14 protein-coding genes are annotated in these 13,442 nt (G+C 52.5%); 3 read left to right on the forward strand and 11 right to left on the reverse strand.

The genetic code is table 11. The features are described from left to right. The first annotated feature begins 3 nt into the window (after nt 1–3). The 3 genes from NXS97_RS21010 (at nt 4) to gndA (ending at nt 3,511) form a co-directional block, all read left to right on the forward strand. A complete protein-coding gene (locus NXS97_RS21010) occupies nt 4–1,119 on the forward strand; it encodes a glycoside hydrolase family 99-like domain-containing protein (protein ID WP_029570265.1) in 1,116 nt (371 codons plus the stop codon). Between the two features lie 40 nt (nt 1,120–1,159). Then, complete coding sequence (locus NXS97_RS21015; RefSeq protein WP_071988934.1) at nt 1,160–1,963, forward strand: glycosyltransferase; 804 nt, start codon at nt 1,160–1,162, stop codon at nt 1,961–1,963. A gap of 138 nt (nt 1,964–2,101) precedes the next feature. Beyond that, entirely contained in the window at nt 2,102–3,511 is a 1,410-nt protein-coding gene (gene gndA, locus NXS97_RS21020; protein WP_019106514.1) for an NADP-dependent phosphogluconate dehydrogenase, read from the forward strand. Between the two features lie 47 nt (nt 3,512–3,558). Here the strand turns inward: gndA and NXS97_RS21025 are convergent, their stop codons facing one another. The 11 genes from NXS97_RS21025 to hisG all read right to left on the reverse strand — a co-directional run bounded on the left by NXS97_RS21025 (nt 3,559) and on the right by hisG (nt 13,413). Next, entirely contained in the window at nt 3,559–4,857 is a 1,299-nt protein-coding gene (locus NXS97_RS21025; RefSeq protein WP_110286619.1) for a succinylglutamate desuccinylase/aspartoacylase family protein, read from the reverse strand. Nucleotides 4,858–4,961: 104 nt separating this feature from the next. Further along, nucleotides 4,962–5,759: an ABC transporter substrate-binding protein gene (locus tag NXS97_RS21030; protein ID WP_014605468.1), complete on the reverse strand. Its 798-nt coding sequence runs from the start codon at nt 5,757–5,759 to the stop codon at nt 4,962–4,964. Nucleotides 5,760–5,825: 66 nt separating this feature from the next. Beyond that, nucleotides 5,826–6,302: a YbaK/prolyl-tRNA synthetase associated domain-containing protein gene (locus tag NXS97_RS21035; RefSeq protein WP_104933481.1), complete on the reverse strand. Its 477-nt coding sequence runs from the start codon at nt 6,300–6,302 to the stop codon at nt 5,826–5,828. A 73-nt stretch (nt 6,303–6,375) separates the two neighbouring features. After that, on the reverse strand, nt 6,376–6,987 hold the full coding sequence (gene hisIE, locus NXS97_RS21040) for a bifunctional phosphoribosyl-AMP cyclohydrolase/phosphoribosyl-ATP diphosphatase HisIE (RefSeq protein WP_013026354.1): 612 nt from the start codon (nt 6,985–6,987) through the stop codon (nt 6,376–6,378). Next, nucleotides 6,981–7,757 (reverse strand): imidazole glycerol phosphate synthase subunit HisF, encoded by a 777-nt coding sequence (gene hisF / locus NXS97_RS21045; protein ID WP_013026353.1) that lies wholly within the window; start codon nt 7,755–7,757, stop codon nt 6,981–6,983. The genes hisIE and hisF overlap by 7 nt, the downstream gene beginning before the upstream one ends. Then, nucleotides 7,739–8,476: a 1-(5-phosphoribosyl)-5-[(5-phosphoribosylamino)methylideneamino]imidazole-4-carboxamide isomerase gene (gene hisA / locus NXS97_RS21050; RefSeq protein WP_014594060.1), complete on the reverse strand. Its 738-nt coding sequence runs from the start codon at nt 8,474–8,476 to the stop codon at nt 7,739–7,741. Before hisA ends, hisF begins: the two co-directional genes overlap by 19 nt. Further along, nucleotides 8,476–9,066 carry an imidazole glycerol phosphate synthase subunit HisH gene (gene hisH, locus NXS97_RS21055; RefSeq protein ID WP_013026351.1) on the reverse strand — a complete coding sequence of 197 codons (591 nt, stop codon included), beginning with the start codon at nt 9,064–9,066 and terminating at the stop codon, nt 8,476–8,478. The genes hisA and hisH overlap by 1 nt, the downstream gene beginning before the upstream one ends. Then, nucleotides 9,066–10,133, reverse strand: coding sequence for a bifunctional histidinol-phosphatase/imidazoleglycerol-phosphate dehydratase HisB (gene hisB / locus NXS97_RS21060; RefSeq protein ID WP_116219914.1), 1,068 nt, complete (start codon nt 10,131–10,133; stop codon nt 9,066–9,068). The genes hisH and hisB overlap by 1 nt, the downstream gene beginning before the upstream one ends. A 2-nt stretch (nt 10,134–10,135) precedes the next feature. Then, nucleotides 10,136–11,206: a histidinol-phosphate transaminase gene (hisC, locus tag NXS97_RS21065; RefSeq protein WP_013026348.1), complete on the reverse strand. Its 1,071-nt coding sequence runs from the start codon at nt 11,204–11,206 to the stop codon at nt 10,136–10,138. Next, on the reverse strand, nt 11,203–12,510 hold the full coding sequence (gene hisD, locus NXS97_RS21070) for a histidinol dehydrogenase (protein WP_116219915.1): 1,308 nt from the start codon (nt 12,508–12,510) through the stop codon (nt 11,203–11,205). Before hisD ends, hisC begins: the two co-directional genes overlap by 4 nt. A gap of 3 nt (nt 12,511–12,513) precedes the next feature. Further along, the gene (gene hisG, locus NXS97_RS21075) at nt 12,514–13,413 is read right to left on the reverse strand and encodes an ATP phosphoribosyltransferase (protein ID WP_013026346.1); all 900 of its coding nucleotides are present in this window, start codon (nt 13,411–13,413) and stop codon (nt 12,514–12,516) included. Nucleotides 13,414–13,442: the final 29 nt, after the last annotated feature.

Consider the following 13,442-nt stretch of genomic DNA (forward strand, 5'->3'; position numbering starts at 1 on the left):
GATATGATTGATACATTCGCATTTTATTTTCCACAGTTTTATCCAACTGTGGAAAACTCTGAATGGTGGGGGGAAGGATTTACGGATTGGAATCTGGTTCGTGACGCTCGACCTCAGTTTCCTGTGCACAATCAACCCAGATTGCCCACTAATGGGTATGTTAATCAATCAATTCCCTCTGTGATTGCATCGCAAGCAGAACTTGCCAGAGACTATTCGATAACGGGTTTCAACTTCTACCATTACTGGTTCAACGGCACGCCGCATCTTGATATACCAGTTAAAAATTTGCTTGAACAGTCTTCAATTAACATCAAGTTTATGATGACGTGGGCGAATGAAAGCTGGACTCGTCAATGGGTTGGTAAGCCAAACGAATTTTTGATCAAACAAAATTATTATAGTGATGATTCTGATATCATTTTACATTATGATTATTTGAGCCGTTTTTTTCAAGATGATAGGTATTATAAAATAAAAAACAAGCCTGTTTTAAATATTTATAGGCCAGAGCTTATTCCTTCGCTTTATAGCGTTTTAGATAGGTTTAATAATCTTGCAAAAAAAGATGGTTTTGATGGTTTGTACTTAATTGCCTGCAGAAGTTACGATATTTCCAATGCTGAAAACGTTTATCAACCTTTTGATGCGATAATGAATTTCAATCCTCGCTATGCAATAAATTTTCATCTTAATAAAAGTAAATTCCCTAAGCTTGAAAAAATCGCTCGTAGTCTGCCAGAAAGTATACAGTCAACTATTTCTAGGTTTCGTAAAAATAATTCAAATCTAAAAGTATTTAATTATGAAGATTTTATGTCTTCATTGACATGTAGCGAGAGTTTCTTTTCTAATAAACCTGTATACCATTCAGTTTTCCCCGACTGGGATAATACAGCTCGTTATGGCGCAAGAGCGACGCTTTTCGACAATGTTTCTGTCGATAACTACAGAGAGGCGCTTTCCCTGGCTATCAGTAATCTTTCTGATTTACATCAACCACTTTTATTTATTAATGCCTGGAATGAGTGGTCTGAGAGCGCATATCTTGAACCAGATGACAAGCGAAAAAAGGCTTTTTTAGAAGTAACCCAAGACGTTCTTTCCTCGAATAAATAACTTAGACAATTTTTTACATTTGGGTTTGTGATGGTGAATAGTGAAAATTATAGCTTCTGTTGTTCTTTATAAACATCATTATAATGATATTAAAAGCACCCTAGATTCTCTAATCGCTGATGAGAGTATTGATAAGATCGTTCTTGTCGATAATGGTGGTCATTGCGTCTGGCTGTCAGAATTAATAAATCCGAAAGTCGAGCTAATTAAAAATCGTCATAATCGCGGTTTTGGTGCGGGTCATAATGCTGTTTTGTCAAAATATGCTGGTTTTGCAGATTATTTTCTTATCTGTAATCCGGATATATCTTTTCCAAAAAATGAAATTTCAAAGCTTTATAGTTATTGTTCAAAAAACAAAATAGATTTTTCAATCCCTAAAGTAGTCTATCCTGACGGCACGCTTCAATATGCCTGCAAATTGTTACCTAATCCTGTTCAACTTTTTATTAGGCGCTTTTTAAAGGGTAACGGTGGTGAACTTAATCAACAATATGAATTACACCAAGCCGATTACGATAAGCCTTTTTTTGCACCGTCATTCTCGGGTTGTTGTATGATATTAAGTGACGCTGCTGTTCAGTATTCCGGTGGTTTTGATGAAAGATTTTTTCTCTATTTTGAAGATGTTGATTTGTCGCGGCGCTTGTGTGATTCAGATTTAAAAGTAGTCTACTGTCCACTGTCTATTGTTTACCATGAAGCCCAACGGAGATCTTACATAAAATATAAATTTCTTTTTTATCATATCGTTTCAGCTTGTAAATATTTTAATAAGTGGGGATGGTGGAATGATATAGCCAGAGTGAGATTGAACAAAAAATGCCTTAATCAGTTTAATTGACCAGATATTACATATTCCTCACTTTAATTTATCATTTCCTTTAATTAACTTCCACGGATGGTCTGTTATTAGTATCATGTCTCTATCTTAACTGATCATAAGAACACTTGTAGATTGATCTTCAGACAGGAGTAAAAAATGTCCAAGCAACAGATCGGCGTCGTAGGTATGGCAGTGATGGGCCGCAACCTGGCTCTTAACATCGAGAGCCGCGGTTACACCGTTTCTGTCTTCAACCGCTCGCGCGAGAAGACCGATGAAGTCATCGCTGAGAACCAAGGCAAGAAGCTTGCGCCGTTCTATACCGTTGAAGAGTTTGTTGATTCGCTGGAAAAACCACGCCGCATTCTGCTGATGGTGCAAGCAGGTGAAGCGACTGACAAGACTATCGCCTCACTCACCCCGCATCTTGATAAAGGCGATATCCTGATTGATGGTGGTAATACCTTCTACAAAGATACCATTCGTCGCAACAAAGAACTTTCTGATCAGGGCTTTAACTTTATCGGCACCGGCGTTTCCGGTGGCGAGGAGGGCGCTCTGAAAGGTCCATCTATCATGCCCGGCGGTCAGAAAGAAGCGTACGAGCTGGTTGCCCCTATTCTTGATAAGATTGCTGCTCGTGCTGAAGATGGTGAAGCTTGTGTTTCCTATATCGGGCCGGACGGTGCGGGTCACTATGTGAAGATGGTTCACAACGGTATCGAATACGGTGACATGCAGCTTATCGCTGAAGCTTATGCTCTGCTGAAAGGTGCGCTCGGTCTGAATAACGAAGAACTGGCTGAAACCTTTACCGAGTGGAACAACGGTGAACTGAGTAGTTATCTGATCGATATCACCAAGGACATCTTTACTAAGAAAGATGAAGAGGGTCACTACCTGGTTGATGTTATTCTTGATGAAGCGGCCAATAAAGGTACAGGGAAATGGACCAGCCAGAGTTCTCTGGATCTCGGTGAGCCACTGTCACTGATTACCGAATCTGTATTTGCGCGCTATCTGTCTTCACTCAAGACTCAGCGTGTAGCGGCTTCAAAAGTTCTGAGCGGTCCCCAAGCAAAAGCCGTTAGCGGCGATAAAGCAGAATTTATTGAAAAAGTACGTCGTGCGCTGTACCTGGGTAAAATTGTTTCTTACGCACAGGGCTTCTCACAGCTGCGTGCCGCATCAGACGAGAACAACTGGGATCTGCAGTATGGTGAAATCGCGAAGATTTTCCGTGCTGGCTGTATTATCCGTGCGCAATTTCTGCAGAAAATTACAGATGCTTATGCTGAGAATGCAGGCATTGCTAACCTGCTGCTGGCACCTTACTTCAAAGATATTGCTGACCAGTATCAACAGGCGCTGCGTGATGTGGTTGCTTATGCCGTACAGAACGGTATCCCAACGCCGACGTTCTCAGCAGCCATTGCGTACTACGATAGCTACCGTTCAGAAGTGCTGCCCGCTAATCTGATCCAGGCACAACGTGACTATTTTGGTGCCCACACCTATAAGCGTATTGATAAAGACGGTGTGTTCCACACTGAGTGGTTAGATTGATCATCTGACATCAAAGCGCTATAAGGCTTCCCTCGGGAAGCCTTTTTTTACCCCACCAACAAATCCCCACTCCGCACCGACTTCTCTCCCGCCAGCCTCAACACCAACATCCCTGCCGTGGCAAATCTGGCCCAGTGACGGGCGTAAAGTATCCCACCGAACTCCGCCACCAGTGGCGTGATATGGTCCGTTACCGGATCGACAATCTCCGCGACCACTTCACCCGGCCTGATAAGGGCGCCCAGCGGTTTACGATGCAGAATCAGTCCCGAGACGGGCGAGTGAACGTATTCGCAACCGGCAAGCGGGGTGGGCGGATTTTTCAGCGCAGGTGATGATGCTGACGTACCCTCGGTGTGACGCTGCTTAATAATCCTGCTTTCATCGGCAGCCTGAGCAAGACCCGGAGCCCCGAGTCCTGTACCGCTCTCATCAACGCCGACTAAATCTTCGCCTCCGCTGGCGACGGATACCAGCTCATCGCCGCCAATCACCGGTGCCGCGACCTCGACAGAAACGGCCGCCTCATCGGCGGTAATATAGCCCGATTCCTGTAGCGCGCTGATAATCGCATCGGCATCCTGTTCCGCCTGCTCTGGCGACACGTCGCGTACGCCACGGAGTTCAAGGGTTACGGGTAATAAACCCTGCGGCATGGGGAACTGTTCGGCAAAACGTTCTGCCAGCGTCAGCCAGGGCTCACAACAGGCTTCATCAAATGGCTCCCCGCCGGAAACTTGTGCCAGCAGCTGAACTTCACTACCTAACCAGCGTGCCAGCGGTTCGACCGCAGGCCATGCGTGCGGTGTGGTATAGAGGTGCGGCAGGGCTTCCCAGTCGCAGTGTAGATCGATCATTAAATCCGCCTGGCTCGCCATGCGCATGAGCGTGAACCGCTGCGCTTCCAGCTCCGTTTTCGGTACGGTATCGCGGTAGTAGCGATCGATTGCATCACGAATCAGTCGCTTGTTTTGGGTTTCGTTTGGCGTCAGTACGCCAGCCAGATCGTTAGCCAGCGTGGTGCCGAGTGATGGAAACTTACGGTTAAAGTCTTGTCCAGTCTGCGTATGGAAGCGTCCCAAATGGGTGCCATGCCAGTGCTGGCCTAGCGCAAGAGGATTTGAAACCGGGATCAGGGTGAAAGAGGCTTTTAACCGTCCGGCTGACTCCAGCGTTTGCAGACGTTGTTTCAGGTACCACGCAACCGCCATGCCAGGTATTTCATCGCCATGTAAGGCAGCCTGGATATAAACCTGTCGCGTAGCGTCATCGCCAAAATGAAAACTGATAATTTCACGCTGGGTGCCGAGAGAGGCGCTTAACAAGGGGTGATGTTGTTGGTACATACCGTGTTAATGTCCTTTTGTCGGTTCAGGGCGACAAGGGCCGCCCATAAAGTCATTGAGTATAGCCCTGCACAGGCAGGAGAGCGAAAAAGCCCACCGTGACGTTACTTCTGAATCGAAATATCGGTTGAGAAATAGCGCTTCTGAATCTTATCAAAGGTGCCATTTTTCTTAATTTCATCAAAGGCTGTATCCAGCGCGGTCTTCAGCTCGGCATCCCCTTTACGCAGACCAATCGCCGTGCCCGGTCCAATAATCGGATCCTGAACAATCGGGCCTGCCAGCGCAAAATCTTTGCCCTGCGGCTGTTTCAGAAAACCATTGGCGGCCTGCGCCGCGTCGGTAAAGACCGCGTCAAGGCGTCCGGCCACTAAATCGCTTTCCACCTGAGCCTGATCGCCGTAAGGCACCACAGTCACGCCATGCGGCTGCCATTTTGCGCGGGCATAACGTTCCTGCACCGTGCCCTGTTCAACGCCCACCGTTTTCCCTTTCAGCGACTCTGGCGTCGGTAACAGGCCAGACCCTTTGCGTGCGATAAGCTGAGCATGGGTATCGTAAAGCGGCTGGGTAAAGTCGATTTGCTTCAAACGCTCTTCTGTAATGCCCATGTCAGACAGGATGGCATCGAATTTACGGGCTTTAAGTGCCGGGATCATGCCGTCGAACTGACTTTCCACCCACACGCACTTCGCCTGCATTTGTGCACACAGGGCGTTGCCTAAGTCGATATCGAACCCTACCAGTTTGCCCTGCGGGGTTTTTGATTCGAAAGGCGGATAGGTGGGATCGACGGCGAAGCGGACCTGTTCGATTTTTGCCTGTGCGCCGAATGCGCAACCAGCAAGCACGGCCAGTGCCAGCGCAGCGCGCAGGCGAATTTTGAGGGTTTTCGTTGCCATAGTTCAGATCTTCTGTTGTCGTAATGTTGTATCACGCAGAGTACCTTTCGACCGGGGTGATGGCAATTAGAGGGTGATTTTCACAGTGTTAGCCCCACAAAGTGCACGGTAATCCTGGATGTTCAGGATCACTGAGTGGTCCAGCACGCCCGCATTAAACGCAATCTCATCGTAACGTTCAAACAGCAGCGGATCGACCACCACCTTTAATTCGGGATGAAAGCTGAATGGGGGAATCGCACCAAATACACAGCCCGTCAGCGCATCGACCTCCGCAGGCGAGGCAAGGGATGCCCGACGTCCTCCCACCGCTAAGGCCACTTTACTGAGATCGGCCTGCTGGTCGGCGGGCAGTACCGCCAGAACATGCTGTTTGATCCCATTGCCTTTCACATGGCACACCAACGCCTTTGCACCCTGACCGATTTCCGTGCCGCGAATCGTTGCGACGGCTTCACATTTGCCGGTCGCTTCGTGCTGCATCAGGCGGTAACGCGCATGATGTTGGTTGAGCAGGGTGATAAGTTTTTCATGTGTGGTCATGAGGCATCCTTCGGGAGTCAATGCGGCAGGAAAGGCTGCTCGGTAGACATTCGAGCAGCCGTGACGCAGTCAGTTACTTATGACGGGCGCGCAGATTACTGATGATCGTGCTGAGATCTAAATCCTGGTCCTGTAGCAGAACCAGCAGATGATAGATCAGATCCGAGGCTTCGTTAGTCAGCTCTTCGCGATCGTTCACCGTCGCCGCCAGTGCGGTTTCAACGCCTTCTTCACCAACTTTCTGCGCGATGCGCTTGGTGCCGCTGGCATAGAGTTTCGCGGTGTAAGAGCTGTCCGGATCGGCACTTTTGCGCGAGGCCAGCAGTTGTTCCAGCTGATAAAGGAACGTCCAGTCCGGTGCAGCTGGCGAGAAGCAGCTGGAGGTGCCTAAGTGGCAGGTTGGGCCAATCGGGTTCGCCAGCACCAGCAACGTGTCGTTGTCGCAGTCCGGCGTGATGCTGACGACCTGCAAAAAGTGGCCTGAGGTTTCCCCCTTGGTCCACAAGCGGTTTTTGGTGCGTGAGAAAAACGTCACGTTACCGTCCTGCAGGGTTTTATTCAGCGCATCCTGATTCATATAACCGTGCATCAGAACTTCACCCGACACGTTGTGCTGGACGATAACCGGCATCATGCCTTGGGTCTTTTCCCAGTCTAACCGGGACAGCTGTTGTTCAGTTAACACGCGCGAATCTCCACACCGTTGTCGATCAGAAAGCGTTTCAGCTCGCCGATATTAATAATCTGTTTGTGAAACACCGAGGCCGCAAGGGCACCGTCAACGTTGGCCTGCTCAAAGGCCTCAAGGAAGTGGGCCATGGTACCGGCTCCGCCAGAAGCAATCAGCGGCACCTTGCACACGTCACGGACTTTCTTGAGCTGCACCAGGTCATAGCCGTTGCGTACGCCGTCCTGATTCATCATATTCAGGACAATTTCGCCTGCGCCCAGCTTTTGCACTTCCTGTACCCAGTCCAGCGTTTCCCATTGGGTGACGCGCGTCCGGGATTCATCGCCCGTATACTGGTTAACGTGATATTTACCGCTGGCATCATCGAACCAGGTATCAATGCCCACCACAATGCACTGCACGCCAAAGCGGTCAGCCAGGCGGGTAATCAACGAAGGATCGGCCAGAGCAGGGGAGTTAATGGAGATTTTATCCGCGCCAAACTCCAGAATCCGGGCCGCATCTTCCGGGGTTTTAATGCCGCCGGCCACACAGAAAGGAATGTCGATAACCTCCGCCACGCGTGAAACCCAGCTTTTGTCTACGACGCGGTCGTCCGAAGAGGCGGTGATATCATAAAACACCAGTTCATCGGCACCTTCCTCCGCATAGCGCTGCGCCAGCGGCACGATGTCGCCAATAATTTCATGGTTGCGAAACTGAACGCCCTTAACCACCTGACCGTCGCGTACATCAAGACAGGGAATTATCCGTTTTGCCAGCATGCTATTGCCTCCGAAACTGTAAATTTACCTTCCAGCAGCGCACGTCCGACAATCACGCCCTGAACGCCGCTACCGCGTAAGGCGGCAATATCACTGAGTTCACCAATACCGCCCGAAGACTGAAACGCGATCTGCGGAAAACGTGCGGTCACTTCTTTATACAGGTCGACGTTAGAACCGCTGAGCGTACCGTCACGGGAAATATCTGTGCACAGAACATGCTTCAGGCCAACGGGCTGAAACTGTTCGATGACCTCTTCCAGCGTGATACCGGACGCTTCCTGCCAGCCGCTGATGGCGACCTCTTTGCGGTTCGCCGCATCAATGCGGACGTCCAGCGCCAGCACGATGGCGTCCGGGCCAAATTCGTTAAACCAGGCTTTGACTTCCTCAGGCTGTTTGACGGCGGTCGAACCGACCACCACCCGGCTGGCACCGGCATCCAGCAACGCTTTTACGTCATCCCGGTTACGGATACCGCCGCCAACCTGCACGACCGCCTCAACGCCGTTGAGCAACTTCTTCAGTAAGGCAATCTGGCGTTTAGCCGGATCTTTGGCACCGGTCAGATCAACAAGGTGCAATACCGTTGCCCCCTGGCCGGCGTAGTCCTGCAACCGGGGCAGCGGATCGCTGCCGTAATCACGCTGTTGCGCATAATCACCCTGATGGAGGCGCACGACCTTGCCATCGATTAAATCTAAAGCGGGGATAATCATCACATCTCCAGGAAGTTTTTCAGCAACTGTGCGCCCACTTTGCCAGAGCGTTCCGGGTGGAACTGCACGCCAAAGAAGTTATCTTTCTGCACTGCGGCGGTAAAGGCCTGGCCATAGTGGCACTGGGCAATCGTGCTGGCATTCACCGGCATGGCATAGCTGTGGACGAAATAGAAATAGCTGCCTTCGTCAATGCCGCGAAACAGATGATTGCCCGCCTGAGCGGTAATCTGGTTCCAGCCCATGTGGGGAAGCGGTAATCCCTGTGTATCCATCAGCGAGACAGGATGGTCGATAATGCCCAGCGTCGGCACGCCACCGTTCTCTTCACTGTGGCTGCCCAGCAGTTGCATACCCAGACAAATACCCAATACCGGTTGCGTACAGGCCTTGACCAGCTCAATCAGCTCGCGCTCCAGCAGCTGGTTCATCGCGGCCTGCGCGGTTCCCACGCCCGGCAAAAACAGCTTATCGGCGCGCAGCACCACGTCAGGATGACGGCTGACTTCCGGCGCGTAGCCCAGACGCTCAACAGCCCATTTTACCGACGACAGGTTGGCACAGCCCGTATCCAGGATCACCACGTTCATCAGAGCACTCCTTTCGAGCTCGGCAGGGTATTTCCCTCAACGCGAATGGCCTGGCGCAGCGTGCGGCCAAAGGCTTTAAACAAGCTCTCTACGCGGTGATGGTCGTTTTTACCTTTCGTCTTGAGATGCAGGGTACTCATCATGGCGTAGGACAGCGAACTGAAGAAATGTTCCACCATCTCCGTGCTGAGATCGCCCACGCGCTGGTAGCTGAATTCGGCTTTGAATTCGATATGTGGACGACCAGAGATATCCAGCGCGCAGCGCGCCAGGCACTCGTCCATTGGCAGCACAAAACCAAAACGGCCAATGCCGCGCTTGTCGCCAAGGGCTTTCAGCAATGCCTCGCCCAGCGCCAGACCGGTATCTTCAACCGTGTGGTGGTCGTCGATATACAGATCGCCTTTCACTTCGATATTCATACGAAAGCCGCCGTGCACCGCAATCTGATCCAGCATGTGGTCAAAGAAGCCCACACCGGTGTTAATCTTGCTGCCGCCTTCGCGATCCAGCCACAGTTCAACGCGAACCTGGGTTTCTTTGGTGTTGCGCTGCACCAGTGCGTAACGATCGCGTTGCGTCAGCTGCTGCTGAATGGCCTTCCAGTCCTGACCTTCTGCACCATAGCGAATACCCTGAATGCCCATATTCTCGGCCAGCTGAATATCGGTCTGACGGTCGCCAATCACATAGCTCTGAGCCGTGTCGAGAGCGCCCTCTGCCAGCCAGGCTTCCACCATTTTGGTTTTTGGCTTGCGGCAGTCGCAGTCATCTTCTGGCTTATGGGGACAGATCAAAATATCGCTAAAGCGAATGCCCTGGGAAGCCAGAATCTGCATCATCAGATTATGCGGGCCATCAAAATCGGCCTGAGGAAAACTGTCCGTGCCCAGGCCGTCCTGATTGGTGATCATGACCAGCTGATAGCCCGCGTCCTGTAATGCCAGTAAGGCGGGGACAACATCAAGTTCGAACGCCAGCTTATCCATCCGATCTACCTGAAAATCCTGCGGAGGTTCAGAGATAATCGTGCCGTCGCGGTCAATAAAAAGGGTCTTCTGACTCATGCTTACTCCAGAGATAAGGCTTGCAGCGCGGCGATCAGGCGCTCGCACTCTGTTCGGGTTCCTACAGAGATACGCAGACAGCCTGCAAGGCCGGGGTTCTTGTTTTGGTCACGCAAAATAATGCCCTGATCCCACAAGGTTTTAAATACCCTGGGCGAGTCAGTAAAGCGCACCAAAATATAGTTGGTTTCGCTGGGAAATACCTGCTCGACCGCGCGAATCCGCGGTAACTGCTCAAACAGCCAGCTGCGATTGGCATTCAGCTCGGCTACGTGCTGACGCATCAGGGCAATGCCTTCTTCGCTCAGTGCCTGGCCTGCCACGTCGGCGACCGGGGTGGCAAGCGGATAGGGCGCAATAACTTTCATCAGCAGATCGATAACCGTCTTATTGGCCAGCGTAAAGCCACAGCGCAGGCCCGCCAGCGCGAAGGCTTTTGATAACGTACGCAGGATCACCAGGTGCGGGTAATCCTTTAACCAGCCCGCCAGCGTCGCCTCGGGACAGAATTCAATATAGGCTTCATCCGCCACCACCAGCGCTTTTCCGGCGGTCATAGCCAGCAGCTGACGGATAGCGTCCTGATCGATCAGGTTACCGGTGGGATTATTCGGGCTGCACATATAGACGACTTTCACGCCGTCCAGCTGTTCGGCGATGGCGGGCAGGTTTAACTGCCAGTCTTCCCGCGCCGGAACGGTACGGTATTCAATGCCGATGGTTTCGGCACTGACGCTGTACATGCCGTAGGTCGGCGGGCAGAAAAGAATGGCATCTTTGCCCGGCTCGCAGAAGGCACGCATCAGCAGCTCAATGCCTTCATCTGCGCCACGGCTGACCAGTACCTGCTCTGGCGTAAGCCCGGCATAGGCCGCATAGCGGGTGATAACCTGTTTCGGCTGGCACTCCGGGTAGCGATTCAGGGTTTGCTGCGACAGCTCGAAGGGCACCGGCAGCGGGAATTCGTTGGCATTCAGCCAGACATCGCCATTGCCCCCCAGGCGGCGAGCTGACTGATAGGGCGTCAGCGCACGCACGTTGGCGCGTGCCAGCTGTTCAATTTCCTGACTCATGCTTGCTCCTTGAGTGCGGCAACGCGCAACGTGACGGCATTCTTGTGGGCGTGCAGCTGTTCAGCGGCCGCCAGGGTTTCGATGGTCGCCGCCAGGTTCAGGAAGCCCTGCGGCGTCAGCTCCTGTACCGTCATGCGTTTCTGAAAGTCGGCCAGGCCCAGGCTGGAGCAGGTCGCGGTATAGCCGTAGGTCGGCAGCACGTGGTTGGTGCCCGAAGCATAATCTCCTGCGGATTCCGGTGACCAGTCGCCCAGGAAAACCGAACCGGCGCTGGTAATCAGTTCCACCAGATCCCGTGGCGTGCGGGTTTGCAGAATCAGGTGCTCCGGACCATAGCGGTTGGAGATCGCAATGCATTGCTGCATATCCCGGGCGACGATCAGGCGGCTGCTTTCCAGTGCCTGGCGGGCTGTCGCCGCACGTGGCAACTGGGCCAGCTGATCCTCCACCGCCTCGGCGACGCGCTCGGCCAGCGCCAGCGAAGGCGTCAGTAAAATCACCTGCGAGTCAGGGCCGTGTTCCGCCTGCGACAGCAGATCAGAGGCAACGAAGGCCGGTGTGGCACCTTCATCGGCAATCACCAGCACTTCCGACGGGCCTGCGGGCATATCAATCGCCGCGCCATCAAGGCGCTGGCTGACCTGACGTTTGGCTTCGGTAACCCACGCGTTGCCCGGACCAAAAATTTTATCTACCTTAGGGATGCTTTCGGTGCCAAAAGCCAGGGCGGCAATCGCCTGTGATCCACCCACCTGGAACACTTCTTCCACACCGCAAAGTTTGGCCGCGTAGAGAATTTCATCAGCAATCGGCGGGGGCGAGCACAGCACCACGCGACCACAGCCCGCAATCCGCGCCGGGGTAGCCAGCATCAGAACGGTAGAAAACAGCGGGGCAGAACCGCCCGGAATATACAAGCCCACCGATTTCATCGGGCGCGTAATTTGCTGACAGCGCACGCCGGGCTGCGTTTCCACATCCACCGGCGGCAGGATCTGCGCACGGTGAAAGGTTTCAATATTGCCAATGGCCACGGCCATCGCCTGTTTCAGCTCGTCACCAAGGCGATCGCTGGCCGCCTGCATCTGCTGTGGCGTAACGCGCAGGTCGTCTGTTTCAACCTTGTCAAAGCGCGCGCTGAATTCTCGTAAAGCCGCATCGCCTTCCTCTTTCACTCTGACCAACACATCGCGCACGATCTGGCTGATGCTGTCAGACGAGGCGAGCGCAGGGCGTGCCAACAGCGCCTGCTGCGCCTCGCTGCTGCAGGCTTCCCAGTTCACGGGCGTCATGATTCTGCTCATCGTTTACTCCAGCATTTTTTCGATTGGCAACACCAGAATTGAACTGGCACCCAGCGCTTTGAGTTTTTCCATGGTTTCCCAGAACAGCGTTTCACTGCTTACCATGTGCATCGCCACGCGGCTGACATCGCCGGCCAGCGGCAGAACGGTAGGGCGCTCGGCGCCAGGCAACAGGCTGATCACGTCTTCCAGACGCTCACTCGGCGCGTGCAGCATGATGTATTTGGATTCGCGCGCTTTAATCACGCCCTGAATACGGGTCATCATTTTATCAATCAGCTCCTGCTTGGCCGCTGGCATCTCGCCGTCGCGCTGAATCAGCACGGCTTTCGAGCGATAGATGACTTCGACTTCGCGCAGGCCGTTCGCTTCCAGCGTCGCGCCGGTGGACACCAGATCACAGATGGCGTCGGCCAGACCGGCACGCGGGGCCACTTCGACCGAGCCGTTTAATAAACAGGATTTAAAATTGATGCCTTGCTTGTCGAGGTACTGCTTTAACAGGTGAGGATAGGAGGTGGCAATACGGGCGTTATTCAGGCACTGTGGGCCGGTATATTCGTCATCAACCGGCATCGCCAGCGACAGGCGGCAGCCGCCAAAATCCAGGCGACGTAGCGTGAAGTAACGCGGGTCTTCGCCCTGCGCGCGGCGGTCCAGCATCTCTTCTTCCAGCACGTTCTCGCCGATAATGCCCAGATCCACTACGCCGTCCATCACCAGTCCCGGAATATCGTCATCGCGCACCCGCAGGATATCAATAGGCATATTTTCCGCAAAGGCGATCAGACGCTGTTGCTGAAGATTAATTTTGATACCACAGCGCGCCAGGAGCTCGCGTGAATCATCGCTTAATCGACCTGATTTCTGCATAGCTATGCGTAAACGGCTATTGTCTAACATCGTTCCTGTCCCCTTGATTGACCTGTCCT

Origin of the sequence: Pantoea sp. B623, assembly GCF_024814475.1 — a bacterium.
Lineage (GTDB): Bacteria > Pseudomonadota > Gammaproteobacteria > Enterobacterales > Enterobacteriaceae > Pantoea > Pantoea ananatis.

Coding starts and splice junctions, on each gene's coding strand:
- NXS97_RS21010 (WP_029570265.1), top strand. CDS start 4: ATGATTGATACATTCGCATTTTATTTTCCACAGTTTTATCCAACTGTG.
- gndA (WP_019106514.1), top strand. CDS start 2,102: ATGTCCAAGCAACAGATCGGCGTCGTAGGTATGGCAGTGATGGGCCGC.
- NXS97_RS21025 (WP_110286619.1), bottom strand. CDS start 4,857: ATGTACCAACAACATCACCCCTTGTTAAGCGCCTCTCTCGGCACCCAG.
- NXS97_RS21030 (WP_014605468.1), bottom strand. CDS start 5,759: ATGGCAACGAAAACCCTCAAAATTCGCCTGCGCGCTGCGCTGGCACTG.
- NXS97_RS21035 (WP_104933481.1), bottom strand. CDS start 6,302: ATGACCACACATGAAAAACTTATCACCCTGCTCAACCAACATCATGCG.
- hisF (WP_013026353.1), bottom strand. CDS start 7,757: ATGCTGGCAAAACGGATAATTCCCTGTCTTGATGTACGCGACGGTCAG.
- hisA (WP_014594060.1), bottom strand. CDS start 8,476: ATGATTATCCCCGCTTTAGATTTAATCGATGGCAAGGTCGTGCGCCTC.
- hisH (WP_013026351.1), bottom strand. CDS start 9,066: ATGAACGTGGTGATCCTGGATACGGGCTGTGCCAACCTGTCGTCGGTA.
- hisB (WP_116219914.1), bottom strand. CDS start 10,133: ATGAGTCAGAAGACCCTTTTTATTGACCGCGACGGCACGATTATCTCT.
- hisC (WP_013026348.1), bottom strand. CDS start 11,206: ATGAGTCAGGAAATTGAACAGCTGGCACGCGCCAACGTGCGTGCGCTG.
- hisD (WP_116219915.1), bottom strand. CDS start 12,510: ATGAGCAGAATCATGACGCCCGTGAACTGGGAAGCCTGCAGCAGCGAG.
- hisG (WP_013026346.1), bottom strand. CDS start 13,413: ATGTTAGACAATAGCCGTTTACGCATAGCTATGCAGAAATCAGGTCGA.